This is a genomic window from Comamonas sp. w2-DMI, assembly GCF_040187735.1.
GTDB classification, from domain to species: Bacteria; Pseudomonadota; Gammaproteobacteria; order Burkholderiales; family Burkholderiaceae_C; genus Comamonas; species Comamonas terrae.
The window spans coordinates 19,348-41,379 of record NZ_JBANEL010000013.1 but is presented as its reverse complement, the minus strand read 5'-3'; the positions used below and the strand labels follow the sequence as shown (position 1 = coordinate 41,379).

Below are 22,032 nucleotides of genomic sequence, written 5' to 3'. Positions count from 1 at the left end.
GGGTGGGATTGAATCATTACGCGCGCAGCATTAATCGCAAGGAGGCAAAAACTCGGGTTGAGTCCTCGTCTCCTTTGCAATCAAAAGTGATGTCTCACGCGTAAAGTGGAAATAGCAGATTCGTGCTGCTGAAGAAGTTTCTTTAGGCTGAAGTTGGCCGGTGACGATGTCAACGGCTTGTTCACCTGCGAGAAACACAACGGGGACACCACGTTCGACTTGTTCAGTTCGAACGATCTCCAGAGACTTTTCGCTCAAGCAGTGCTCGAAAGAAGGTTGAATCAGGAAGTGTGCAATATCCGGCGAGATATCCATGCTGACTCCAAATGGAAGGGGTCAGCACGCCCCTGCTGGGTCATGATGACCCATAGGGTGGTAGAAGTTCTCTTGCGAGAGAATTGATAGCGCGAGGCTACGAAATTGCCAAAGGCAAAGTCATTTAATCGTAGCCGTTTTTTTGCGCTCGTCAAGGACTTTGTTCTTATCTTGGGCCTGAGTTTCCTGCGTAGCCATCTCCTTCAGAACTACGTCATAACGAGCTTTGAAATCAGTGGACGTTACGAAATAGGCCCCAGCGCCAGCAACGAGGAAAATTCCAAGGCAGATGAAGAGAAAGACTTTGGTAATACGCCAGAAGATTTTCTTTAGAGACTCCATAAAGCTGATTTTTAGTGAAATTTCACAAATTTAGTTGGACGAAAGGTCTGTTTCTATCGCTATATTTATTCCACCATTCACTGTGAAAGCGCGTATGGGCTACAGCGGCAATTCCGTGCCAGAGATTCAACAAACACGCAACGTAGGTAGATTGGATGGAGGGCTATCTCTAGCAGGAGCAACACAATCCTGTACCCTGTGCGGTAAGCACCGAATGATGGCCATGCTTAAAAAGCAACGGCTTTTCGGTAGCATCCATGCTGTCTGCAAGGAAGGATGTCGTCCACCAAAGGACCAATGAAAAAGGAGCCTCAGGCTCCTTTATTCATGATGCTGAGCGAAAGCTTCAGTCTTCGGGGTGGTGCTGGGCGTCAGGATCGCGCACTCGCTTCGTAGAAACCGTTGCTTTCTTAGCAGGCGCTGCCTTGGCTGCTGGCTTTTTTGCAGTCGATTTCTTCGACACACTGCTGGCAGGTTCTTGTGGCGGTGTATCAGCCGCACTACCATCCGCTACTCCTCCGTCAGGAGCTTGGCCAGGGTTCTTTGTTGCAGCTTGGGCTTTACCCTTTCGCGGGGTCTTTTCGGCCTGTTCCTCAAGACGCTTCTGCTGCCTGGCTTCACGCTCAGCCTTCTTGGCTGCTTGTTTCTCGGCCTTGGCCTTGGCAATGTCCTCTGGCTTGCGCTCCGCCATCTTCTTGATTTCTTCCAGGATCGAATCCAGAGTCTGACGATCCTCGTCGTCCATGAGCGCAAACACACCCTCATTGCTCTTGAGCTTCACCAGGAAGCTCTGCATCTGGGGGCCGAAAGCACGAGCGGCTTTCGTAGCCTGCTGTTCGGGCAGGAACTTCGTCGTGCCGGTTTTTTTTCCGGCTGCCTTTGCCGCTTGCGCAGTCTGCTCCAGAGTGGCGACAGCCGTTGCGGGATCGGCATTGAGTGCGGCCAGGGCAGCGCCAAACGAAACGGCGCCCTCTTTGATCATCGTGCGAACTTTGTTCGGAGCCTTGGCGATCTTGAGCAGCTGGGTTACATAGGCTACGGAGACTTTCAGGATATTGGCAATTTCCTTGGGCTCCCGTCCCCATTTCGCAAAGCGCTGAGCCAGAATGGCTTGCTCAAGGGGGGAGAATGGCTTGCCAGTGTTAGAGGTGGCCAATTGCACGGTCATCTCTTCGACACTCATGCCTTCGGCTGCCAGAGTGACAGGGATTGCCGAAATCTGAGCCCCACGCTTGTTCGCACGTGCTACCGCGTGGAAACGTGACTCACCACTGATGATCCCGTACACAGGTCGGTTTGTGCGCGGATCGGTTGTGGCGAAGACGAGCAGAGGGCAATCGTCACGAAACCCTTCACTGATCATCTGATCAGCCAGCCAATTGATGTGTTGCTCCCACTCTTCGGTGTCGAGACGTGGATTCATGCCAGGAACGATGTACAGGTCGTTCAGGCTGACGGAGAGTGGAGCTTTCAGGCGCGTGGAGCGCATGATGACTGGAACTTCATTGTGGCCTAACACGCGGATAGTGCTGTCATCAAAGTCCAGCATCTTCTGCGCCTTATCCGACTCCAGCTGGTCTACCTCTGATGTTGAGACAGCTACCACATCTGTCAGATCTGGCTGCAAAACCAGTTGTACCTGCTCATCACCGGCTGGGGAATCCACGTCACTCACGCTCATGTCTACTGCATCCTTTAAAAGTGTGTCTTAATTTTTTAGCACAAGACGAATTCTGTGCAACTGCGCCGCCGCTCACTCGCTCCCGAAGGGACGGATTGGAAGATCGACAGGTGCCGATTGAATTGGCAAACTTAGTTTTAGCTCAGCTTGATCATCGAACTCGCGCAACAGTTCTCTGTGCAAAGTCATGTTGCCTCGTAAAGAGCCTGGGTAGGCGGGCAAAGACAGAGGTGGTGGCATTGGAGCCCAGCCTTTGACCAGCAAAGCGTTGGGATTCCAACTTGGATCGACAACCAAGCCTGTGTTCAAGCTAGCTCTTAGTTCCGCATTGTATTTTTTGACTATTCCTAGAAGGTAGGTGGTTGCGAAAAAACTGATGAAACTAACTTTAATACAAAAAACCAAGATGCCTAAGAAGAGCGGTCGTCGCATGTGCTGTCGGTTGATCTTTTGTCGCCAAGGCAAACATATAGTGTCGCTCCCACAAAGCAGCCACAGTGGCGAGAAAAGTGGGCGATCACTACGTCAATATCCGCTTTGTATGCGTCGTAACGCTTGCGCGCTCGGAAATTGGCTTTCATGGAGCTTACGGATTCTTTGCTGAAACTAAGTTTTTGCTCGGTTGGAAAAACAACCAAGAAGGTTTAAAAGCAGATGAACTGTAGCCGAAAACTAAATTCGTTACAGAATGTGATTAAAACCCCTTAGTCGTCATGGAACATGAGTTCAACCCGTGACACATTGCTCGGCACGCTCTCATTGAGCTGGCCGACGCACCACAGCCCCAGCATCTCTTGGCAAACCGAAGCTAGTTTCTGGCGCTGCTCTTCGGTTGGCTGGCGCTGAGCGGGTAGACCACCTGGCTGGTAGAGACCGCAGGCGAGAACTATGGGGACGCCAACAATGTCCTTTCCGTCTGCAGCAGGCCCAGTGACGAATAACCGTAGCTCTACGCCAGGTTCCTCCTGTCGGGCCGCGCGCTGGATCTCACGATGGTGAAGGTGCAAAGCAGCTCCCTCCATCGTGAGTGTCGAATGCATTCTGGCTAACCGCTTCTGGTTGGCCCGCTCCATCATGACGTGCGATCCAAGGTAGTTCGATGTGATGGCCAATCGGGAGTGCCCCAGTGCTTCTGTGACCTGGCTGCGCGCTTTTCGATCCTGTTCTTTGCTGACGCGCTTGCCATGATTGACAGGCGAGGCTTCACCCGTCACTTGGGTGTAGATGTCATTGGCGTACTCGTGGCGCAGGCCGTGAGCTGAGACCCCCGCTTCTGCCTTGTTGACACCAGCTTTTTCCAGGATGTAGTAAAAGCGTCGATAGGCTTGCTTCTGCGTGAACCGATTCGTTCTTAGGAAGCCGTTGTGCTTGCCGGCGTACTGTTTCGCCTTATCCAAGACTTCGCGCTGGTATTGGCTCGTGATCGGCACTTGTCGCCCTCGCCCACCCTTTGCGCCGTACGTGATGGCGAGGTGATTGCCTCGGTCGCATTCAATCGGACGCATGGCGCATGCCTCCATGACACGGAGGCCAAAAGCTGCAACCATTTCTGCTTGCAATGCAACCAGGGGGTCAAGCTCATGGATCTTGACCAACTCTGACTGAAAATCCACGCCCTTCGCACTCCATGCGAGAGAGGTGGTGGCAGACATGGCCCGCTTGCCCCGATTCGGGTCCACCAGGGTCTCGTGCACGCTTTCATAGGGGAGCTTCACACGAAGCCAGCCGAAAAAGCGCTTCAGGCATGAAAAGTAAGTTGCCAGGGAGGACGATGCCATTCCCTCTGCCTCCCAATGCCGCATTACCGTCAGCAGGTGCCGACTTGTAAGGTCATTGACACCGTGAAGCTTGACGCCCTTCGCTTTCAAGGCGTCTATCAGCATGTGGGTAGCCAAGACGTACTTTGTAAGTGTCTTAGCGGAGACTACTCGGGCTCGGCCCTGGGCAGCGGGCACAGGGTAGTGCTTGTAGAAGTATGAAACTTGTTTATGCACATCCCCTTTGTGTTCTTGGATGGCATGGTCCAAGATGCCACGAGGGTCCAGGCGGATCTGTGTCGCGCTGTCTGCGCTCTTGCGCGCGTTGTATCGGGTCGTTTTGGAGTTGGCCTTTGTCGAACTGCTTGGCATGGCAGGCATGTTAAAAACCAAGCAGGACTTGGTGCAGTAGTTTTGAGAAGCATTTGAAGTGCTTTAGCTCATTCCAGCGCCAGCCCAGCTCTTGGCGAAAGCCGTGAGAACTTGCTTTACGCGGCCACTGCCGGGATGCTCCAGCGTTCAGCAAGCATCTCCATTTGACGATTCACGTTGACAGTGTGCCCCAGGTGTCCCAGCCAAAAGGTCAGAGGGTTGCCCTGGACATCAAGGAAATCCCACAGCGCATGTGCCATGTCGAGCTCCTGCTGATCCATCTGTAGAAACAGGCTGTCGCTCATTCGATACTTAAGCGGCTCATGCAAGGCCAGCAGAAAGTGTGCAATCGGCTCCGCAGCCGGTGTGAGGTCGTTCGCCTTCGCCCAGAAGGATTTGAGTGTCTGCAGGGGGTGAAAGGGGCTGCTGTCGCCATTGAACATCATCAGCCATGCGACGGCAGTGATGGGACTCCTGGCAGCCATATGTGTTTGTGCCACTGCGCGGCCTTCGTCTGTGGAGTGTCGAGTAATGAACCACAGCCCAAGCTTGTGCAAGTATGAGAGCGTGAACTGGCCTTCCATGGTTCTATCCTTGGATTATTTCCAGAATGGCAATGCGTGCGGCCATCGTTTTCTTGTCTTCCATGAGCTTGGCCAGGGTTGACCACTTCTGACAAAGCTGCGCCCACTGTGTGCTGGCAGATGGCATATGCAAATGAAATTTGGCTTGGAGCTCAGGCACTTCGTTGAGCAGCTCCAAGCATTGGCGAAGATCGTCGGTGCTCACCGGGTGGTAGGGGAAGCCTTTGGCCCAGGACCCTTTGAGCACTTGAATGCCAGTGAGGTGCTGGAAAATACTGTCCGCTGCCGGACCGCGCTCACCACGGCTCAGCCACGAATTTGCGTGATCGCTAAGTTCGGGTGTTGATCGTTTCTGAACCTCAAGCGCATGAGGGGCTAGCAGCTGACGAAGCCGCGCCAACGCCTCAGGTGTTCCAGCTGCAACACGCGCACCCGCCATGCGCGCAGTATTGGAGCAGTAGACTGCCTGATTCCCCAGCCGCAAACACTCGTTGCTCAGAGCCTGAGCTGATTGCGGTCCAAACGAAAGAAACACATTCCCGTTAACAGTAGAAGTCATAAAGAATCGGTCCAGGGGGCGATATCGGTTCTCTTTTGCGCATCAACGTATGCATCGCCACGGGGTCGAAAGTCATTTGGGTGTGGAGAGAAGCGAGTTAGCATCGCTATCAGGGTTTTACTGCTCAGTTGTCCATTTCCAGTGGCTTAAATACTGGAATTTCAGAAACAAACTTGCTCAGTTCTTCTGCTTCGGTCATCTTGCTTTCAATGTCAAAGCCAGAACTACCGTAATGCTCAAGTGCCCACTTCGCGGCCTTTCTGAAGCGCACCGGTTCGCTGGGACTTTCCGCGATCACCTTCCAAGCATCAAGCTGCTTGGCCAGGGCCACCAGAAAGATAAGCCGCTTAGTTGCATATGGTGCCGGCCCTTGGTCCAGCCAGTAGTGGCATGGCGCGCACCCCCAGACGCCGAACATATCCTGGGCCTTGCGCCCTCCCCCTTTTTCCATATCTGACCAATTAGCGTGGCAGAAAACGGTGGTGGCGGGATCATGGGATGGGTAGCCTGGGGCGCGTAGTAGGCAATCGCGCCCTTCGGCCATCTCCAGCAAAGCTGAGTTCCGCAACTTGGGAGTCTTGGGCTTCGCTATTACTTCCGATGACACATGGGTAGGCAAACGAAAAAGACTGGGGTCAGGAATCGTCACCACGCTTTTCACTCGCTCTGATTGAGGCTGGTGTTGCGGAAGCGCACGGGTGGACTTCAGTGGCCGTGTCCAGCCGTCCTCGTCGGTGATCTCTTTCGGACTGAAAGCGAGTTTTTTGAAACCACTTCCTGGCTTCATTGCGGAACGCTTGAGGGTCGAGGTTCCGCGTTTGAGGGGTGTTGATCTTGAGAGCATGTCTCAATCCAAAATACGGAAAACCGCATTCAGTGCAACTGCCGCCGCCTCTTGATGAATTTTCAGAAAATCGTGGCCTTTGTTAAGGCTTTAGATTTTTCGGTACACAGCGATTGGAATCTAAATTCCACTAGGAAAGCTCAAGAGCACCTTTCCTATTTGCAAGCAACGTCGCGTGATCCAGGCACGCTGTGTCGCTTAATACCATGTTCAGGCTTGCACGCCGTGGATCAACCCTTGAAAGCCTCAAGCGACTGGCCAGTCAAGATCTCAAACAACCAGTTTGAAGCTGCGAACTGGTCGGGGGTCTGCTTGGATCGGGTCATGTAGCTGACAGCGCTGGCGCTGGCATGCGTGAATACGCCGTGGGGAACACCTGGCTTGTCGCCCATCCACATGCGAGCTCGGAGGTCCACAATCTCGCTGCTGGAGAGCTCAATCCAACAGTGGATGATCGGTTTCCGCCCCTGGGCGCTCAGCTCCCCAAAGTGCACCAAGTGCTCAATCTTCGCATCTGCAAGCAAGGCAGAGATGCACCGTGTCATGCCATCACATTCAAGCGGTAATGCATCCAACTTCGGTATCCAGTTGCTAATGAGGCAAATGGGATCGTCGGTCATAGGCGTGTTTGCCTGCGTCATGTCAACAGTAGCACCTTGATACCGCCGCGCGAGACCTTGCGGCATAGGTTCCAGTCCTTCTGAAATTCGTCCTTTGCAATGCTTGTGGTGCTTAGTTCAATTTCCAGCCGAACCTTTCCGACCTGATCATTGTTATCCAGGCCTGGGATGCCTACCAAGGTATCGCCGTCCACATGGCCCTCAGCCTTTTTCGCTTCGAGACGCTTGATCAGTTCGTCTACGCTTACTGTCAGCATTGCTGCGCCCCTCTTGGTCGTGGCCGCTCGTTCGCCCAGAACAACAGGAATTTGTTTTTCTCTATCACACCCCAGTCAGTCACCACATACTGACCGCTTCCCCCACGCTTGCCAGGTTCCCGCATGAACTCAATGTGCATACCGAAATCACTGCGCAGGATACCTAGCTGCCGCTTGAGCGTGGACAGAGGGATGTCTGTTGTCCGCTGCAGCAGCTGGATATCAGGTTTTGGCAAGGTGGCCAGCGCATAGATGAGGTCGTACTTTCGACGCAGATCCTTTGCGGGCCCTTGCCCATGCTCTTGACCTTGCGCCATCACACCAGTTCCATCTGATCAGGGTTAGTTTCAGGTGCTTCTTTTGCAGCCATTTCACTCTTGAGCTTCTGGAGCATTTCCATGTCCTCATTGCTGATCTCCAGCATGAAAGTGCCCTTCGTGGTTGGCTTCGCTTGTTCCAACCGAGTGGTGAGCGAAACAAAGCTGGAATGCAACTGAGTGACCACCTTGCGTGTCAGGCGCGGCGTGGATTCCATGCTCTTCTTCGTAACCTTCTTCGGCTTCTTGCTGTCGGCCGAGGAGCCAGACTCAGGCTTCTTGGCCAGCTCATCCTTGATCATCTGAGTAGCGTTGGTGCCATGCTCAGCGAAGAGCTCCATGGCGTATGTGGCCGATACCTCCTTACGCTGGATCATCTTCTTCAGCTCAAGGGGGAGCTCCATCATCTTGAGCAACTGGCGGACGTTCTCCTGCGTGACACCGGCACGGGTGGCGATCTCGCTAATTTTCCAACCGAAGGCCTTGTTCAAGCGATCAAACACGACAGCTCGCTCCAACACGGACAGGGGCGCGCCGTTGTTGCTGGTGACGATCAGCAGAGTTTGAGCGTCTTCGTCACCGGACTGCTCCTCTACACGGATGCGCTTAATATCCGCGCCCTCCGACTTGGCCAGCAGGATAGCGCGACGACGGCGGTGACCATCCCGGACAAGGACGCGGCCATCTTTTACCTTGACGATAATGGCGGGGACCATGTCACCACGCTTATAGGCATCTGCGAGCTTACGGATCTCGTCAACGACCTCGGGTTGCGAGAAATATTCTTCCTTGCCAATGAAGGCTCCACGGGTGTTGAAGTCCTCTTCTTCCTCCAAGAGCTCCGGGGCAATCGAAAAACCGCTTCCCTTGGTGATCATGGGATCTTCGTCGGTGATGCCCTTTTGTTTGGCGTCGTTGCCCATATGAACGTGCAGAGACTTGAGGGATTGGGGAATGGCCATAGTGTGTTTCTCCAGTTAGGGTTGATGTTTATCGCTGTCTCACTTTATGGTACAGCAATTCGCTATCAGTGCAAGTGCCCCTCTCAAGGCTCTACTTGTTGCGTTGCTGCGCCTGCTGGGTCAACTTCGCGAGGCTGATCGCTCATTGCTGTCTCAATTAATAGTACACAAAAGCCGCTTTAGTGCAACTGATCAAAGATGGCGAAATGTGCATCTTTTGATGCATGCACATGCGGGGCCAGGGCAAAAAAAAAAGGTGCTGTAGTAGCACCAGGGTTTGTTGGAGATAGTTGAGAAGAGACTAGCCTTGCGCCTTCATGGCAATCATTGCAGGCATTCTAGGTATTCACCAGTGCGAACAAACAGCCCAGCAATGGTTTTTATTGTTTGATAGCAAATGAAAACTGATTACGGTTGTCAAAGTAATACAGCAGCTCCCTGCAAAATTGCGCCAAAGGCAACCATCCACAGAAACTGAGGAAACCGCTTCTGTCGTTTGTGCATGGCTATACGCATCATTTTGCCAGCTTCTCCTTGCAGCTCTGGGTCAATAAGGGATACGCTACCATCAGGGCCAAAAGCAGTGGTAGGAGCCGACCGAGCCGCGCAAATACTGCCAACAGTGATAAGAGAGAGTCCGGCTAGGTTTAAGAAGTCAGCTGTCGTCAAAGTTTACTTTCTTAATTGCTACGCTGAGCTTTTACGCGAAGCGTTGGGTTCATTATGCCTGATTCTTTCCATCGCTTCTTTTAGTGGAATATAGGCCAATGCATTAATTTCATTGGTTGTGAGTTTTATGTTCCTTTCACCGGGTCTATTGCCCGTTAACTTTTTGATTGCACTGTTGAAATACCAGCGCCTTTTCAAAGACCTTAGTAAATTTAGAATTTTCTTGCTCATAAATTACCACGTCCTGTAAGACTTGTATCGTTTACTTTGACGAATCCACGCTCCAGTAGTAGATTAATCAGTCCTTGTGGAGTCATGTCTTCAGGTTGACGAAACTGATAGCAGGACAAAAATCGACTGGTGTAAGTCTCATGCTCCATGTTGCCAATAACCTGCATTGGCATTTCCGTAAAGAGCCCCTCTTCGCGAATCCACTTCACCACAGCCGACCATATGGTAGCGTCGCTTGTGCTTTTGGCACAGCAGGAAACGGTTGTCTCACCATCCTCATCTTGGCGTGAAAACTCCAACGCAGGGGAACAGTGTTCAATTTTTCTTCCAGCCATTGTTCACTTAATTCTCTTATGTCAATCAGTCGCCTTGCCTTTCAGCAGGCAACCAGAACCCAAGAAGAGCCAGATGAATCCTGGCAGCCAACGGGCGTACTTTGGCGAGAAGATGACTTGTGTCGTCGTGTGGTGAGCCCATGGGCTCAACGCTGAGGCCTGGCTTGTGCCGTTTAGCCCGCCTAATCCACGCCAACTAGCGAACAAAGGTGAGCACCCCAAGACTCGTGACGCCGAAGACTACAAGGCCACCAACGACAAGTACGCTAAGCCGCGAGAGAAAGGAATCTTGGTCTTCTAACGCTGAGAGGACGTAAGGCAAGCCCAAGATTCTGAAAAGAACTAAGAACACGCACAGCCAAGCAATTGCTATTGGGTTTTCGAGCACGTAACTTCCCAGTTGAGCAACGGTTGCCAGGAATCCTATCTCAGCGACTTCCTTTTGAATCCAACCCATCAGCGACATCACAAGGTATATCGCAGCAGTGGCACATCCCACAATCAAGCCACTCTCTAGGTATCTACGAATGCTCTCTTTGGCCATATTCCTCCACATAGTTAATAACTGCACTGCAATGCACTACTGCGTTGTACTGGAGCCTAGGCCAGCCCTGTTGGGGCCGGTTGCATACCTATTTGTTTGTGCCTTGGCCCTGCTGGGGACAAAGCTGCTTGCATCCGTGCCGCTGGCAGCGCTTGCTGTGCGCAACTTCAGTGGCATCAATTGCCACCTCGTTTTGCAGCACCATCGGGGCACCGCACGCTGGTGTGACTCCATCACACGAAACAACATGCTAGCGCTTCCCGCCCGTTGTTGAGGGGCGTCTATGCCATGTCGCATCACGTTGAGCTTTCTGGGTCAACTCTGGACGAGAGCTCTACGCTGTCTATGCGGCACAAAATGGGCTATCCGAGACGTAATTGATGGCCAGTAAACAAACGATTTAATTCCTATCTGTTTAGCTTCCTTGTTGATCGTGGTTGTCGAGCCCATGCCATACAAATGAAGCTCTGTTGCCCCTGCATCAGCGGCCATCGCAAGCGCTGCACGGCAGGCTGCGATTTTGGTGGTGTATGCCGGCCCGCTGGGCCTGGTCACGGTTTTTGGATCGGCTTCCCTCTCCGATGGCACAAACCAATAGCCATCAGCATCTTCAAAGATGGTGAAGGAGGCCCGATGTTCTGTTGGGATCATGTCTGCTTTCCTAGATCAATCAGTGCCCACGGAACCAGCCGCTGAATCTGGCACGATGGGAACGTATGTGGAATCGCCACCATTAGCTGCTTTGCTACGGCCACCACGCGAGCAACGAGTTGTAACCCAGATCGGTATCAGCAGAGCCACAAGCAGCAGTGGAAAGCCAATAAAAATTGCCATGTGCTCGGACACCCATGTAGCCAGTTCCATGTGCTACTCCGAGCCGATTTTTTGCTCTATTGCTTGGGTATTGTGTGTGAACCACCCCGGAGCGATGGTGCGAAAGTGCGGCTCGATCTTCTCGGCTTGTGCCTTACCGTCAGCCACGTTCTTCACATGCCCACCTGCTTGGCCGTGTTCCCAATATTGCTTTGCATAAGCAACCATCGCATCAACGTCTTGGCCACGGGCACCTAATTCCAGCGCTCTCATGGCAGCTCCAACATGATCGCCAGCGCCTGGGATGCGCGAATCAGCCAGCGCTTGACAGTACCCGTGCCCAGTGGCCTGGTTCGCTTCAGTGAAGCTTGAGAAGACCCGCATGATCGCTGTGGCGAGCACTAATGGATGGCCTGGGTACACAGGCCATTGCCCCGTCAATTCCTTGATGATGATCGCACCCTGCTCCATATGATTTCCTTTGGATTAAACGACGCGAACTTCGCAGCGTGCAGTTTCGAATTGCAGAAGGTTCTCGGCTTGGATGCCACTCGGATAGCGCCAAGATCCATCAGGTGCCTTCCACCGGACTTCCAAGCCCGATTCTCGGTCCTCTTTCGTTGCTTGTCGCCAGCACGAAGCTGGGCTCCTTTTTTCAGTGCCTTGCATTGGTGATTCCCTAGTTTCTTTCAATCTGGGTCAGTCATCTGGCATTCTGGGACATGGTGTACCCATTCACCAGTGGGCTGTCGGTTTTGGTCCAGGACCTGAACGTTCGGCCACTCTGCGCACGCTTGGTCGTGGTCGTCGTCAAAGGTGCAATGCGGGCATCTGTCTCTACTTTCGGCCCCCAAACCATCAATTCGGGCGAAATATGGTGGGGTGCCGTCCTCATCATCGAGCACGACAACTTCGCCCACGTGTCTACGTTTGCTCATGCTTTGCTATGCAGGCATTCAAAGGCCAATAATGCGTTCAAGGTGCCGTGGAATCACAACGGCCTGGCCGGTGGAATCCTTGGGGCGCAGTGTCACGCGCTTGCCGCAGGAGGGGCAGTTCAGCATGTTGTGTTCATCCGGCACGCCAGCGCGGAGGTAGCGGGTGTATGGTTTCCCACTTGCTTCGCACCGCTGGCGACGAGAAAGGGGAATGGAAAAGCCGCTCATGCAGGGCTCACATCGAATTCGTCATCAAAGCGGATGCCGCGCCGGTTCGGATCGGTGTCCTCATCTTCGGGAATGCCGAATTTCGACAACGCTGCGCAGCGGGCCAGCTCTTCATTATCTTCACCCACTTGACCCAGGTTCACTGGGCCTTTTGCCGTGTGAACGCGGACGTTCCAAGTCTTGTGTGCCATCGTGGCTTTCCTATTTGTTTATGCCGTAGCTTCGCTAGGCACTCTGCGTGACCAGTTTGCGATAATGCCGGCCTGTGCCTGCTGCCGCGTTACTGCGTTGCAGATCTTTATTCGATTGGCTTCAGCCTTGGCTCGCTGTGCTGGTCTTTTGGCCTGTGCATCCCTATGCCTTCTGGATGAATGAAACGCAACCGAAGTTCGGTGCTGTTAAAAGATATGCCTGATAGCCAGATGCATCCAATCCAACCGCTTTCACGCCAGCAAACTCCGGCTTGAACACAAGTCCACCCGCCTCACCATCCTCGGGGTCATAGTCTTCAACTTCGCTGGACACAGCATAAAAGTTTGGCACGTTGGTGCACCAACCCAAACCGTTCCTCCAACCAGCACTTCCTTTCTCGGACTTCTTCCAGAATTTGCACTCGGAGCACTTCATCACGGTCCCGTTTTTTTCTTGTGCTTGAGTTACTTCCAACGCTGACATGGGTTTGCCTTTCCTATTAAAGGATCTAATAATAGCAAAGTTACGCGCGTAACGCAAGCCGTTGTTGTATTTTTAGCTTCTCTACGGCCCTCTCAAGATCGACCTTGGTATTATTTTTTTTCGGCGCATCTCATATCAAGCAGTTGGTCAGTACCTAGCCACAAGTGCATGTGATAACTATTGGCTACTTATGCCGTTTCATCTTTCCGTGGTCGGTCAGCCGCGCAAGGAACCGAAAAATCCGGCACGCATTAAAAAAGCCCAGTCACCGAAGTGCGCTGGGCTTTGAGTTGTGGCAATTAAAGGCCAGGGCTCGGCAAATAAACGTGATTCAGAACAAGATCATCGATCAGTTGTTCAATCATGTCATCCACCATCGCTGAGCTAGTGCCCAAGTTGTGATCCAGGTGCTCTTTACGAGATAGCCACAGGTCTGTAATCACGCCCTCAGACGACGCATTCAGATGCAGCTCAGCGGGTTCATCTTCACCAGGAACTGGCACGTCCTTGTAGATGATTCGCACACCGTTGGACGCAGGAAAATAAGTCTTGCCACCGTCGAGGCTCACGAGCATTACGGCCGATTCCTCAGCTGCTTCCCGCACCTTCCTTTGTTCAGAGATTTGGTCACCAAACTGAACCGATGTCTGGTTAGCAGGTGCCTGCTTAGCATTGATGCTTTGAATTTTCATATCCATCTCTTAGTGTGGAAGAGACGGACACCGGCCCCGCAGGGCAGCTAGTGCCCGTCAGGGGGGGGGTAAAAAGTAATGCTGGCCAAGGCCAGATCTTGCCGAAGCAAAAGTGAGTTGATTTTAGAAGAAGTAAGCCGCATCAAATGCGGCTTTTCAAGGCGAATTGTTGGTTACTTCATGACCAATGTGTCGGAGCGACAGACCGCCAGCGATTGCGAGCCTTCTTGAGCCAATACCATCATGTTCCTGCTGAAGTTCAGCCCGCGAGGATACTTGGTGCCGCCGTTCGCCGGCAGCGAACCACCCCCTTCAATCATCGAGACGATTCCAGGGGCAATGACGATCCCATACTTACCCACGGCTTGATTGAACGCCAGGGAGCCAGCTGTTTCGCCCAAGGGGTTGAGCTTGGCGTCGTACATGGCCTCGGTGTACGAACCATCGTCACGCAAGGTCAGAAACGAGCCACCCGTTGCATCGTGCTTCACGCACAAGTAGGACTTGACTGGGCTGGTCAACGTAAAGTTCTTAGCAGGTGCGGCGAATCCAGTCCCGTATACCACTTCACCCTTTGCATTTTGAACACGGTCCAGAATCAGGCTGTACTCAGCCCCATTGCGCGCCAGCAGCAAGTAGGCGAAGTTGATGCTCCTGCCGTCGATGTTCACCATAAGCCGCGCCATGCCCCCGAAGATCGAGGAGCCGTAGGAAGCGCTGTATTCGGTCCCGGAGCACACGTTGTTGGAGTAAAAGCCGTTGTCGCAGTAGGTCAACTGTCCGTTTTCGTTCTTAATGCCGAAGTCGGTCAGCTTCTTGGATGCGTGAGCGCTGGCCGCTTCAATCGACACCCCGTTGTAAGCACCCGAGATGGGCAGCTCGGATGTGCGGTTGATCTGCAGATTGGTGCCAATCACATTGGATTTCAGGTCTGCAATATCCACCTGGCCAACGATTTCGTCGCCGTTGGGGGAGGTGAAGATCTCGAACCAGGGTGAGCCGCTGGAGCGGTCTTCGTTCACTGAGGTATAGAGCGTGATGCCCAGTGCTGAATCGGTGATCTTGACGGGGATGTTCTGTGTCTCGGCCACGCCGAACAGCGTGTTCAGGGGGGAGATAGATGCGATGTTGTGTTGGCGGTCGAAGACGATGCGGAAGGTATCGCCGTCCACAGCAGTCATGATGAACGTGTCCTTACCCAGGTTCGAGACAGCGCCAGTCGCAGGTGGTGTTGGCTCGGGCTTGGCGGCCTCGTTTTCATCACCAGCACCGCCACACGCGGACATCAGGACAGAGCAGGCCAGCGCCAGGGCGCTGTACTTGATTTTGGTATTCATTTGAGATGCGAGAGGAACCCCACGATCTGAGGCTTTGCAAGCATAGAAGGTGACAATGAATATCAAGGCTCGTAAACATGTCGATTTCCGAACAATTAGGCCCTGCCCTGTTTTCGAGTGAATTTTACGAATCCTGTGCAAGATGGCTGTGAAGCCGATATAATCTTGCCCGCTAAGCGTTACCGTGCGTGCATGCAAACCCAATATGCTTAACTTGCCTGTTGCTCATATGCCAGGCGCGTGCACTGCCCTACTGCCTTAGTTCCCGCGCACCCCATTATTTTCAGCCCCTTGACGGCCGGTGATTCTCTGCGTGCGCGAATGAATTTGCTTGGCCAGCGGCCAGACCTACGAAAACAAGAATGGAGTCTTTTATGCAAAGCTTTATGCTCGCCACCTCTCAGCACGCGCGTCAAACCCCTCAATTCCTGCCGTCCAGCGGCAAGCCCATGCACCTGAAAAAGCAGGCGCTGGTAGCTAAGGTATCCCATGGACACGACATGCCCGATCTGGAGTTCGAGAAGGAGTCGCTTCGACTTCTCTCCGCCTTCCAACTACCGAGGCGCTCTAGATAAACCTTTCGGTATGAGACCCCCAACAGTAAAGGCCTGCGAGATGATCTCAGCAGGATGCAAGAACCGCAGCTGTGACCTCAGTGAGCGAATTCAGGGAGCACGTAATGGCCCCCATCGCGGTTGATCCTTGATGCCTAATTCGACGCCTAATATTATTATTGATTCCTGATCACAATATTTAGCGCCTGCGCATAGGTGATTTCAGTCGCTTCGTTCTGCAGCTCAGGAATAGGCGCTCCAAAGGTAAGCGCTTCAATCTTTGCTGCCTCTTCAGGGCTTACATTCACTGCAAAAAGGAACTCGTCTTCGTCGGATGGTTCTGTGTTTGCAAAAGGGTGAACCCGGTTCAGGCTGCAGATTGCATCTTCGACGGACGCGGCATGACCAATCCACAGTAGGCCATTGGTTGCAGCACTGAAGACAGCGAATAGGTTCATTGCAGCGTTGTTGATTGCACGTTGAGCAATGTTGTTGGCCAACTCGGATGAAAAGTGCGCAGACTTGGCCTTATCGGAGGTGTGTGCATATTCCGCACCAATTTCTTGTGCAGTGCTTGCTGCGACCACGGATTCCTCGGACTCACCAATCATGAGAGACATCGTGTTGCCTTGAGGAAAAGAGCAAGGTGCAATCACGGACTGAAGCCCCATTTTTTTCAAATCTTTCTGAACGGATTGCAGATAGCTCACAAGCTTTTCGTGTAGCTCTTTATTCATTATGTGTCAATTAATGCAATGAAGTTAAGTGGAGAGTCAATTATGCCTTGGAGCATGGTTTAGTCATTTCGGCCGCTAATTTTGCTAGGACGTGGCAGACCTCAATTGCAGGAATACCATGCAGGTGAAATTCCCAGGCTATCTCCTCAATGCTTTTCTTAAATGCTTCGGGTGAGTAATCACAAGCTTGTTTTTCTCGATGCTTGCCGGTAATTACATATTCCAGATCTAAGCCTAGCTTCGCCATCTTGGAAAGAGTGAAGGCATTCGGGGAATGAGCCCCCCTTCCCAGGTTGCGAACGTTCCTCTCGTTACGCCGCATTGTTCAGCGAGCTCGGCCTGGGAAAACCCTAGATAACATGTTGGATGCCCAACTTTCAAAAACAAACCCCCACCTACTTCGCAGCATGTGGGTGCGTATTGTGGATTGAGTTCGTGAACTGCAACCGCGCCTCAGGTCATTTATTTATCGGCCGATGAAACCAAGAATGTAGCAACGAGCGTGCCAGATCCAGCCCGGGAGCCCTTCAACCTCCTCTCCCAACCTCTCCGACACCTCCATGTCGCACGCTATCGAGTACATCCCACTATCGTGCCCCCAACGGGAGCGCGGACGTGAGACCGTAACAGGACACATACCAGTGAAGGGCGTTTCGGCATCAGGAGCAGTTTCAAAAGAGTTTTGTTCGAAGTCGTTCATGATTAGGTCGTTGGTTTCGTGAGCACCCACGAAATTTGGGGAAAGTGCCCATCCGGGTAGCTTCGAGCCATCTTCTGTGAGTATTCCCCACAAAATTTCAGCCTGAGATTCATTTCTTGGAGGCGATGCAACAGACGGGTTGCGATTCGCATGCGTTGAAACTTAGTTTCGACACGATTCATCTGGATTTGGCGAGCTCGCAGATACACCGTGTAGTCGATGAAACCGATGAGATCTCTGGCGTTTGATTTTTCATGGCCATCCCTGGAAAAGATGGGCTCGGCCCAAGGGCGCTGTGCCCATGGGGGCCACAACTGGGGCCGCGCATTTTTTTGCTTCTCTGTCAAAGTCGTCATGACTCAAGTTGAGCATGATTCATAGCGTGGAAATACGTTATTTGCAATGAAACTTCAACATTTCTCGCAATGTTGCAATAATTAGTCAAGACAAAGAATGCATCCAGGGGCGGGATGTGTGTGCGCGGTGCAAGGCTACGTGCCCGTGGCGACAAAAAAATGCCATAGGAGTTCAGTCCTATGGCATTTCTTTTTTGTTTCCCGCTTAAACCGGCTGAATCTGGCCGTCCAGCTCCTGCCGCCGTTTGAGCAGCACTGTTCGGAGCTCAGTCCTATAGTAGCCGTCGTTCGGGAAGGCCGTGATAGCGCGCTCCAGTTCAGCGATTTCTAGCTTTGTGGCACTGTTGATGCGGGCGCAAATTTGCTTTGCGGGCATCTCCAGCAGTCCATCAAGTTGGCCGTGCAGATCCTGGATTTGCTGGACCACCTGATGTGCAGTAGTCAACGATTCACGGTGCCCCAGATACTGGAGGCTTAAGTCAAAACGCAGCTGCTGGACCTCAGCTTGAAGCGCGACCAGGTAGCCTTGCTTGTCTCTGATGTCGAATACTTCGCCGGTCTGAGTGTCCAGCAGCTTCGTCCCTTCAATGTGTTTCACCGGTTTGCGGCTCATGCACAGTGACAGGTCGGAGCGGCCCTGCCGAAGCAGTTCGCACTGATATCGTAAGCGGTCAATTTCCTGAAGCAGCCGGTAGGCATCTACGATGCCTTCTGGTGTCATGAAAATGTGTCCACCGAAATGGGTTACTGTCGTCGTCATCTTGATCCAATCTGGAAGTGACGGGTGCCCGAAACGGGCATGCCCGTTCAGGGTTGAGAGAAAAGGTTTAGACCGGTGAAATTGAGCTACGCCACATTGCTGTCCGTCGTGGCCAGCGAAGGGGGAATGCAGACATCGCTTCCATCGACTGTTGGTCGATGAGAGCTTTCGGTAAGGCAAAGGCCTGGGTAGACAGGAGGGAAAAGAGGCCGTTCGAATTGAACTCGACATCGAGCTCTTCGAGAGAACTGCTGATCACTTCACCAGTCCTGGCGAACGTTGTAGAAGAAGCTGTTCGTCGGTTGGTCGAACCCTTCGGTAACGTGAAGGGAGTTGCGGACCGGAGAGCTGGTGGTGAAGGGGTGTTGCGACATTGCCAAAATTCCTGACGAGGAAGGTGGACAACGTCACCCTGAGGGCATGTTGCCCACATGGGTTGAGTAAGTAGAGAGTGGTCTAAGCCACATCGACCCGAAGGAAGAAGACGCATTCTATCCAGAACTTCGGGTTGAGCTGCTTTTTAGCACTCCTGATCGGTACCCCTCGGTACGACTCCAAATGCCGCCCTTAGCACGTCAGTAGGAGCCTGATGCCTCATAACTTTCATTTGAAAGAGTTTTGTGAGATACTTTCATCCAAGGCCCGCGACGTTGAGGGCCTCCAAGGAGAAAATCATGGCAGCTCTACCCAAAACCAAACCCAGTGCAGATGTTGTCCTGAGCAAGGCAACTCTCAATGCGGCTGCACACTTGGGCCTGAACAATGCCGAGCTGGCCAAGGTTCTTGGCATCAGCGAACCATCTGTTTCCCGCCTGGCTGCCGGCAACCGCCTCATCGACCCGCAGAGCCGTGAAGGCCAAACAGCCCTGATCCTGATTCGGATCTTCCGAGCTCTAGATCTGATGGTTGGTGGAGACACCAGTGCTCGAAATGCCTGGATGACGAGTCACAACAGGGCCATCGGCGGGGTTCCGAAAGCGGCTATCCAGACAATGCACGGTCTTGTCCACACCGTTGACTATCTGGACGGCATGAAAGGTGCCGCATGACCGGATCGCAAGTGTGGGGAGATAGCTGGTTCCGCGACACGTCCGAGCACATGGAAATGCCTGGTGCGTGGCGCGGAATCCTGACCGAATATTTCACTGCTTCATTGAAGCTGGTGGCTGATGCGGATGAGCTAGAAGTCTTGGAGGAGTTACTCCAAGCATGCACTCCCACCCTGCACTCCTACCAAGAGGACAAGCATCCTCAGTTGCTCGCGCCATTCAACTTCCGGCCAAAGCATGCCTCAAGGTTCAGGGCTGCAGATCGTTCGGGGTTTTGGTATGGCGCATCGACGCTTGAGGCCGCGCAATCAGAGGTGGCCTACTGGCGTATGATGTATATCCGGGACAGCGTAGGGCTCACCAAATCAGAGGTGGTCACAGACCACAGCTTCTTTAGGATCGACGTGACCGGTCTCGGTATCAACTTGATGCGAGAACCCTGGGTCCAGCATCGTGAAATCTGGCGTCACCCCACTGACTACACGGCGACTCAAGCACTGGCCGCTGCAGCAGAGGCGGAGAACATCGAGTGGATGCAGTATGAGTCGGTACGCGCGCCTCATGCACCATTGGCGGTCGTATTCACGCCGAATGCGCTGCGCGGGACAACTCAGGAAGTAAACGCCACGCTGCAGGAGTGGACCTGCAAAACGAATCTTGACCGGGTTGTTTTCGTGAACAGGTCTTCAGGCGAAATGATGGCCTGGACCATCGACGGGGACTGATCGTCGTCTGGGCCCCCTGGCCAGAGATCAACTCAGCGAGCGTGCTGACTTTGGCCCTGGGGACTGGTGGCTTTCAGTCTAATGAGCGCTTTTGAGTGAATTCAGAAAGTCGGTTCCGGCCTGGGCGATGGTGTAACTTCGCCGTTCGCGGCGGATAAGCCTTTCTTCGCACATGCGGTTCAAGATCTTGGCCACAGAGAAGGCTGCTCCCTGAGGGGCTTTGAAATAGTAGCCCGGGTATGCCACGTAACCAAGTGCGGATGCCTGGGACGATCCACCTCTTGCAAGTGAGCGCAAGATCCTGAGCTTGACCTGGTCCTGGTCGGTGTGGAGCCCTAAGTTTTTCTTCATATTGGCTATCAGCTCGTACTGTGCTCAATGGCCGGCACGTCGATGACGGCATCAATGACGTTGGCCACCCACAAATTCTTTTCGATATGGGCGAGAGCCAGCTCAAGCGACACAAAGTCAATTACCTCACACTCCATGTTGAAGCTCAACTTGACCACCTGGGCGTTACCTCGCACCGGAGAGAAGCGTAGGTGCCATGCGTAGTCATCTTCACGGGAAAGTATCAAGAACCTTGCCCAGCCCCCCTTGATGCGCTTTATTGCGGGTGCAAAGTATCGAATTCCGTTGGCCAAGCGCTCAACAGCTCCAGCTTCGATTCTGCGCATGCCAAAGCTAAGACACAGCTGATTCGTATCGGCCCATGTGCTATAGATGCACAAACCGAAACGGTTTGCCAACAGGATTGCAGCTTCGTATAAAACGCTGGACTCGCGCGGATCAAGCAGGGTAGCGAGGTCGGGATTGTCACCCCATGCTTCAAGTCGAGCATAGGCAATCTGTGATTTCAGCTCTTTCACATTTTCCTCCGCGCGATCCGCTTTGCGTTTGGCTTTGCGAAGGTCAGCATTGGCCGCAGCATGGATTTGCTGAGCGGTATGAAGCTGTGATTCCAATTGTTCTATTCGGCTGATGATGCTCATGCTTTCGTCTCTGCAGCAGGACTATGTTCGGGGTATTGCAGCCCGAGGTATGCGGATATGGTTGGGCACGGTCCATCCCATCAAAGCAAACGTGAGCAGCTCATAGGCGGCCTGGGCGCGCTTTACGCTGGCATAGTGGAATGCCTGGACGTTGCTGGAGCGGATGTCCACCCACTTGCTGTGAGCAGCCATCATGGAGGAATGCCGTTTATCCCAGCCTCGACGCAGGCGGGCTTTCTCCACGGTTTTCTGTCGCAGACCTCTGGGATCGACCAGATAGGCCAAGGCCTCGCGCACAAAAACATTGCAATCCTCGGCAACTTGCAGAGCCAGTCTCGACGTTTCCTCAGTTTGCCGTTGTTCAATTTCGGCATAAAGGCCACGTCGGATAGAGTTGTCACCGCGCTGGTTTGATGCAGCACCCATGTGTCCCCTCCCTCACTTTCGGATCTATATGGAAGCGCGCAAGACAGCTTCTCGCAAGTTGCGTACACGCTGAAGCTCTTCTTGACTATGCACCGTGCCACCTCCGTTCAAATCCAGATATAACTCAAGCAGATCAGCGCGGCTATCGAACTCATATACAGCCATTTGAAGCCGCAGACGACCTAAGTCAAATGGCGAGCCCTTGAGGGATTGAGCGGTAAGTTTTGCTTCACCGAACACCGTAAATTCACCGGCCAAAAACATTCGCAGCGTGGTAAGTCTCTGCAGGCCGTCAATGCACTGAAATGTGTTGTCGGGAATATCACCCGTGCCGGCTGTACTGCGTGTCCAGCCTGGGCAGTTGAACATGATGCGATTAGGCGCTGTCTTGCGGATCATCGACTCAACGAACGCAACACGCTGCTTGAGCGTCCAGACATGACCGCGTTGGAAGTCGGGCTCTAGCTCGAAAGTGCCACCGCTCTCTTTGATGTCACGCTCCTGATTTGCCAGAATCCTTTCCAGGTCTGAAACTATCCAATCGACCGTATATACCGGTGTGGGCAAGGGGCGCACAATCCCATATAGCGCCTTGTGGTCAGTGCTCAGCTTGTCCCAGAAGGAGGGATTGAGATTTATGGGCTGCTGGGTCATGTTGGTG

General features: G+C 53.1%; 29 protein-coding genes. 3 read left to right on the top strand and 26 right to left on the bottom strand.

The features are described from left to right. Nucleotides 1–30: 30 nt before the first annotated feature. The 4 genes from V8Z74_RS14695 to V8Z74_RS14680 form a co-directional block, all read right to left on the bottom strand. Complete coding sequence (locus V8Z74_RS14695; RefSeq protein WP_349709815.1) at nt 31–315, bottom strand: hypothetical protein; 285 nt, start codon at nt 313–315, stop codon at nt 31–33. A gap of 120 nt (nt 316–435) precedes the next feature. Beyond that, complete coding sequence (locus V8Z74_RS14690) at nt 436–657, bottom strand: hypothetical protein (RefSeq protein ID WP_349709813.1); 222 nt, start codon at nt 655–657, stop codon at nt 436–438. A gap of 346 nt (nt 658–1,003) precedes the next feature. Beyond that, nucleotides 1,004–2,338, bottom strand: coding sequence for a ParB/RepB/Spo0J family partition protein (locus tag V8Z74_RS14685; RefSeq protein ID WP_349709812.1), 1,335 nt, complete (start codon nt 2,336–2,338; stop codon nt 1,004–1,006). Between the two features lie 72 nt (nt 2,339–2,410). Continuing rightward, nucleotides 2,411–2,770 (bottom strand): hypothetical protein, encoded by a 360-nt coding sequence (locus tag V8Z74_RS14680; protein ID WP_349709811.1) that lies wholly within the window; start codon nt 2,768–2,770, stop codon nt 2,411–2,413. Between the two features lie 77 nt (nt 2,771–2,847). Here V8Z74_RS14680 and V8Z74_RS14675 point away from each other — a divergent pair, with 77 nt between their 5' ends. Further along, complete coding sequence (locus V8Z74_RS14675) at nt 2,848–3,003, top strand: hypothetical protein (protein ID WP_349709810.1); 156 nt, start codon at nt 2,848–2,850, stop codon at nt 3,001–3,003. Between the two features lie 39 nt (nt 3,004–3,042). Here V8Z74_RS14675 and V8Z74_RS14670 read toward each other — a convergent pair whose 3' ends face one another. The 19 genes from V8Z74_RS14670 to V8Z74_RS14580 all read right to left on the bottom strand — a co-directional run bounded on the left by V8Z74_RS14670 (nt 3,043) and on the right by V8Z74_RS14580 (nt 18,179). After that, nucleotides 3,043–4,467 carry a site-specific integrase gene (locus tag V8Z74_RS14670; RefSeq protein ID WP_349709952.1) on the bottom strand — a complete coding sequence of 475 codons (1,425 nt, stop codon included), beginning with the start codon at nt 4,465–4,467 and terminating at the stop codon, nt 3,043–3,045. A 116-nt stretch (nt 4,468–4,583) separates the two neighbouring features. Continuing rightward, nucleotides 4,584–5,051: a hypothetical protein gene (locus V8Z74_RS14665; protein WP_349709809.1), complete on the bottom strand. Its 468-nt coding sequence runs from the start codon at nt 5,049–5,051 to the stop codon at nt 4,584–4,586. A gap of 4 nt (nt 5,052–5,055) precedes the next feature. Then, nucleotides 5,056–5,610: a hypothetical protein gene (locus tag V8Z74_RS14660; protein ID WP_349709808.1), complete on the bottom strand. Its 555-nt coding sequence runs from the start codon at nt 5,608–5,610 to the stop codon at nt 5,056–5,058. A gap of 124 nt (nt 5,611–5,734) precedes the next feature. After that, nucleotides 5,735–6,454, bottom strand: a complete 720-nt coding sequence (locus V8Z74_RS14655) for a nuclease domain-containing protein (protein ID WP_349709806.1) — start codon at nt 6,452–6,454, stop codon at nt 5,735–5,737. 230 nt (nt 6,455–6,684) lie between these two features. After that, nucleotides 6,685–7,074: a hypothetical protein gene (locus tag V8Z74_RS14650; RefSeq protein WP_349709805.1), complete on the bottom strand. Its 390-nt coding sequence runs from the start codon at nt 7,072–7,074 to the stop codon at nt 6,685–6,687. Between the two features lie 17 nt (nt 7,075–7,091). Next, nucleotides 7,092–7,331: a hypothetical protein gene (locus tag V8Z74_RS14645; RefSeq protein WP_349709804.1), complete on the bottom strand. Its 240-nt coding sequence runs from the start codon at nt 7,329–7,331 to the stop codon at nt 7,092–7,094. Continuing rightward, nucleotides 7,325–7,648 (bottom strand): hypothetical protein, encoded by a 324-nt coding sequence (locus V8Z74_RS14640; protein WP_349709802.1) that lies wholly within the window; start codon nt 7,646–7,648, stop codon nt 7,325–7,327. The genes V8Z74_RS14645 and V8Z74_RS14640 overlap by 7 nt, the downstream gene beginning before the upstream one ends. Further along, nucleotides 7,648–8,610 carry a ParB/RepB/Spo0J family partition protein gene (locus V8Z74_RS14635; protein ID WP_349709801.1) on the bottom strand — a complete coding sequence of 321 codons (963 nt, stop codon included), beginning with the start codon at nt 8,608–8,610 and terminating at the stop codon, nt 7,648–7,650. The genes V8Z74_RS14640 and V8Z74_RS14635 overlap by 1 nt, the downstream gene beginning before the upstream one ends. Nucleotides 8,611–9,506: 896 nt before the next feature. Continuing rightward, the gene (locus tag V8Z74_RS14630) at nt 9,507–9,845 is read right to left on the bottom strand and encodes a hypothetical protein (RefSeq protein ID WP_349709799.1); all 339 of its coding nucleotides are present in this window, start codon (nt 9,843–9,845) and stop codon (nt 9,507–9,509) included. A 196-nt stretch (nt 9,846–10,041) separates the two neighbouring features. Next, a complete protein-coding gene (locus V8Z74_RS14625) occupies nt 10,042–10,389 on the bottom strand; it encodes a hypothetical protein (RefSeq protein ID WP_349709798.1) in 348 nt (115 codons plus the stop codon). A 315-nt stretch (nt 10,390–10,704) separates the two neighbouring features. After that, the gene (locus V8Z74_RS14620) at nt 10,705–11,040 is read right to left on the bottom strand and encodes a hypothetical protein (protein ID WP_349709797.1); all 336 of its coding nucleotides are present in this window, start codon (nt 11,038–11,040) and stop codon (nt 10,705–10,707) included. A gap of 216 nt (nt 11,041–11,256) precedes the next feature. Beyond that, nucleotides 11,257–11,673, bottom strand: coding sequence for a hypothetical protein (locus V8Z74_RS14615; RefSeq protein WP_349709796.1), 417 nt, complete (start codon nt 11,671–11,673; stop codon nt 11,257–11,259). A gap of 485 nt (nt 11,674–12,158) precedes the next feature. Continuing rightward, nucleotides 12,159–12,368 (bottom strand): hypothetical protein, encoded by a 210-nt coding sequence (locus V8Z74_RS14610; protein ID WP_349709795.1) that lies wholly within the window; start codon nt 12,366–12,368, stop codon nt 12,159–12,161. Continuing rightward, complete coding sequence (locus V8Z74_RS14605) at nt 12,365–12,559, bottom strand: hypothetical protein (RefSeq protein WP_349709794.1); 195 nt, start codon at nt 12,557–12,559, stop codon at nt 12,365–12,367. Before V8Z74_RS14605 ends, V8Z74_RS14610 begins: the two co-directional genes overlap by 4 nt. A gap of 163 nt (nt 12,560–12,722) precedes the next feature. Beyond that, nucleotides 12,723–13,043, bottom strand: coding sequence for a hypothetical protein (locus V8Z74_RS14600; RefSeq protein WP_349709793.1), 321 nt, complete (start codon nt 13,041–13,043; stop codon nt 12,723–12,725). A gap of 299 nt (nt 13,044–13,342) precedes the next feature. Continuing rightward, nucleotides 13,343–13,735 (bottom strand): hypothetical protein, encoded by a 393-nt coding sequence (locus V8Z74_RS14595; protein ID WP_349709792.1) that lies wholly within the window; start codon nt 13,733–13,735, stop codon nt 13,343–13,345. A gap of 173 nt (nt 13,736–13,908) precedes the next feature. After that, the gene (locus V8Z74_RS14590; RefSeq protein ID WP_349709791.1) at nt 13,909–15,072 is read right to left on the bottom strand and encodes a hypothetical protein; all 1,164 of its coding nucleotides are present in this window, start codon (nt 15,070–15,072) and stop codon (nt 13,909–13,911) included. A 730-nt stretch (nt 15,073–15,802) separates the two neighbouring features. After that, the gene (locus V8Z74_RS14585) at nt 15,803–16,363 is read right to left on the bottom strand and encodes a hypothetical protein (RefSeq protein ID WP_349709789.1); all 561 of its coding nucleotides are present in this window, start codon (nt 16,361–16,363) and stop codon (nt 15,803–15,805) included. Nucleotides 16,364–17,624: 1,261 nt separating this feature from the next. Beyond that, nucleotides 17,625–18,179, bottom strand: a complete 555-nt coding sequence (locus tag V8Z74_RS14580; protein ID WP_349709787.1) for a hypothetical protein — start codon at nt 18,177–18,179, stop codon at nt 17,625–17,627. A gap of 674 nt (nt 18,180–18,853) precedes the next feature. Here V8Z74_RS14580 and V8Z74_RS14575 point away from each other — a divergent pair. Both V8Z74_RS14575 and V8Z74_RS14570 read left to right on the top strand, forming a co-directional pair. Next, on the top strand, nt 18,854–19,228 hold the full coding sequence (locus V8Z74_RS14575) for an antitoxin Xre-like helix-turn-helix domain-containing protein (protein WP_349709786.1): 375 nt from the start codon (nt 18,854–18,856) through the stop codon (nt 19,226–19,228). Next, nucleotides 19,225–19,953 (top strand): RES domain-containing protein, encoded by a 729-nt coding sequence (locus tag V8Z74_RS14570; protein ID WP_349709785.1) that lies wholly within the window; start codon nt 19,225–19,227, stop codon nt 19,951–19,953. Before V8Z74_RS14575 ends, V8Z74_RS14570 begins: the two co-directional genes overlap by 4 nt. 359 nt (nt 19,954–20,312) lie before the next feature. Here the strand turns inward: V8Z74_RS14570 and V8Z74_RS14565 are convergent, their stop codons facing one another. The 3 genes from V8Z74_RS14565 to V8Z74_RS14555 are packed head-to-tail and all read right to left on the bottom strand — an operon-like array spanning nt 20,313 to nt 22,025. Next, a complete protein-coding gene (locus V8Z74_RS14565) occupies nt 20,313–20,945 on the bottom strand; it encodes a hypothetical protein (RefSeq protein WP_349709784.1) in 633 nt (210 codons plus the stop codon). Between the two features lie 21 nt (nt 20,946–20,966). Continuing rightward, nucleotides 20,967–21,371, bottom strand: a complete 405-nt coding sequence (locus V8Z74_RS14560) for a hypothetical protein (protein WP_349709783.1) — start codon at nt 21,369–21,371, stop codon at nt 20,967–20,969. Between the two features lie 24 nt (nt 21,372–21,395). Next, the gene (locus V8Z74_RS14555; RefSeq protein WP_349709782.1) at nt 21,396–22,025 is read right to left on the bottom strand and encodes a DUF262 domain-containing protein; all 630 of its coding nucleotides are present in this window, start codon (nt 22,023–22,025) and stop codon (nt 21,396–21,398) included. Nucleotides 22,026–22,032 lie beyond the last annotated feature (7 nt).

What these genes read in the sequence shown, in the direction of transcription:
- V8Z74_RS14695 (WP_349709815.1), bottom strand. Translation starts at nt 315, where the DNA reads ATGGATATCTCGCCGGATATTGCACACTTCCTGATTCAACCTTCTTTC.
- V8Z74_RS14690 (WP_349709813.1), bottom strand. Translation starts at nt 657, where the DNA reads ATGGAGTCTCTAAAGAAAATCTTCTGGCGTATTACCAAAGTCTTTCTC.
- V8Z74_RS14685 (WP_349709812.1), bottom strand. Translation starts at nt 2,338, where the DNA reads ATGAGCGTGAGTGACGTGGATTCCCCAGCCGGTGATGAGCAGGTACAA.
- V8Z74_RS14680 (WP_349709811.1), bottom strand. Translation starts at nt 2,770, where the DNA reads ATGCGACGACCGCTCTTCTTAGGCATCTTGGTTTTTTGTATTAAAGTT.
- V8Z74_RS14670 (WP_349709952.1), bottom strand. Translation starts at nt 4,467, where the DNA reads ATGCCAAGCAGTTCGACAAAGGCCAACTCCAAAACGACCCGATACAAC.
- V8Z74_RS14665 (WP_349709809.1), bottom strand. Translation starts at nt 5,051, where the DNA reads ATGGAAGGCCAGTTCACGCTCTCATACTTGCACAAGCTTGGGCTGTGG.
- V8Z74_RS14660 (WP_349709808.1), bottom strand. Translation starts at nt 5,610, where the DNA reads ATGACTTCTACTGTTAACGGGAATGTGTTTCTTTCGTTTGGACCGCAA.
- V8Z74_RS14655 (WP_349709806.1), bottom strand. Translation starts at nt 6,454, where the DNA reads ATGCTCTCAAGATCAACACCCCTCAAACGCGGAACCTCGACCCTCAAG.
- V8Z74_RS14650 (WP_349709805.1), bottom strand. Translation starts at nt 7,074, where the DNA reads ATGACCGACGATCCCATTTGCCTCATTAGCAACTGGATACCGAAGTTG.
- V8Z74_RS14645 (WP_349709804.1), bottom strand. Translation starts at nt 7,331, where the DNA reads ATGCTGACAGTAAGCGTAGACGAACTGATCAAGCGTCTCGAAGCGAAA.
- V8Z74_RS14640 (WP_349709802.1), bottom strand. Translation starts at nt 7,648, where the DNA reads ATGGCGCAAGGTCAAGAGCATGGGCAAGGGCCCGCAAAGGATCTGCGT.
- V8Z74_RS14635 (WP_349709801.1), bottom strand. Translation starts at nt 8,610, where the DNA reads ATGGCCATTCCCCAATCCCTCAAGTCTCTGCACGTTCATATGGGCAAC.
- V8Z74_RS14630 (WP_349709799.1), bottom strand. Translation starts at nt 9,845, where the DNA reads ATGGCTGGAAGAAAAATTGAACACTGTTCCCCTGCGTTGGAGTTTTCA.
- V8Z74_RS14625 (WP_349709798.1), bottom strand. Translation starts at nt 10,389, where the DNA reads ATGGCCAAAGAGAGCATTCGTAGATACCTAGAGAGTGGCTTGATTGTG.
- V8Z74_RS14620 (WP_349709797.1), bottom strand. Translation starts at nt 11,040, where the DNA reads ATGATCCCAACAGAACATCGGGCCTCCTTCACCATCTTTGAAGATGCT.
- V8Z74_RS14615 (WP_349709796.1), bottom strand. Translation starts at nt 11,673, where the DNA reads ATGGAGCAGGGTGCGATCATCATCAAGGAATTGACGGGGCAATGGCCT.
- V8Z74_RS14610 (WP_349709795.1), bottom strand. Translation starts at nt 12,368, where the DNA reads ATGAGCGGCTTTTCCATTCCCCTTTCTCGTCGCCAGCGGTGCGAAGCA.
- V8Z74_RS14605 (WP_349709794.1), bottom strand. Translation starts at nt 12,559, where the DNA reads ATGGCACACAAGACTTGGAACGTCCGCGTTCACACGGCAAAAGGCCCA.
- V8Z74_RS14600 (WP_349709793.1), bottom strand. Translation starts at nt 13,043, where the DNA reads ATGTCAGCGTTGGAAGTAACTCAAGCACAAGAAAAAAACGGGACCGTG.
- V8Z74_RS14595 (WP_349709792.1), bottom strand. Translation starts at nt 13,735, where the DNA reads ATGAAAATTCAAAGCATCAATGCTAAGCAGGCACCTGCTAACCAGACA.
- V8Z74_RS14590 (WP_349709791.1), bottom strand. Translation starts at nt 15,072, where the DNA reads ATGAATACCAAAATCAAGTACAGCGCCCTGGCGCTGGCCTGCTCTGTC.
- V8Z74_RS14585 (WP_349709789.1), bottom strand. Translation starts at nt 16,363, where the DNA reads ATGAATAAAGAGCTACACGAAAAGCTTGTGAGCTATCTGCAATCCGTT.
- V8Z74_RS14580 (WP_349709787.1), bottom strand. Translation starts at nt 18,179, where the DNA reads ATGACGACGACAGTAACCCATTTCGGTGGACACATTTTCATGACACCA.
- V8Z74_RS14575 (WP_349709786.1), top strand. Translation starts at nt 18,854, where the DNA reads ATGGCAGCTCTACCCAAAACCAAACCCAGTGCAGATGTTGTCCTGAGC.
- V8Z74_RS14570 (WP_349709785.1), top strand. Translation starts at nt 19,225, where the DNA reads ATGACCGGATCGCAAGTGTGGGGAGATAGCTGGTTCCGCGACACGTCC.
- V8Z74_RS14565 (WP_349709784.1), bottom strand. Translation starts at nt 20,945, where the DNA reads ATGAGCATCATCAGCCGAATAGAACAATTGGAATCACAGCTTCATACC.
- V8Z74_RS14560 (WP_349709783.1), bottom strand. Translation starts at nt 21,371, where the DNA reads ATGGGTGCTGCATCAAACCAGCGCGGTGACAACTCTATCCGACGTGGC.
- V8Z74_RS14555 (WP_349709782.1), bottom strand. Translation starts at nt 22,025, where the DNA reads ATGACCCAGCAGCCCATAAATCTCAATCCCTCCTTCTGGGACAAGCTG.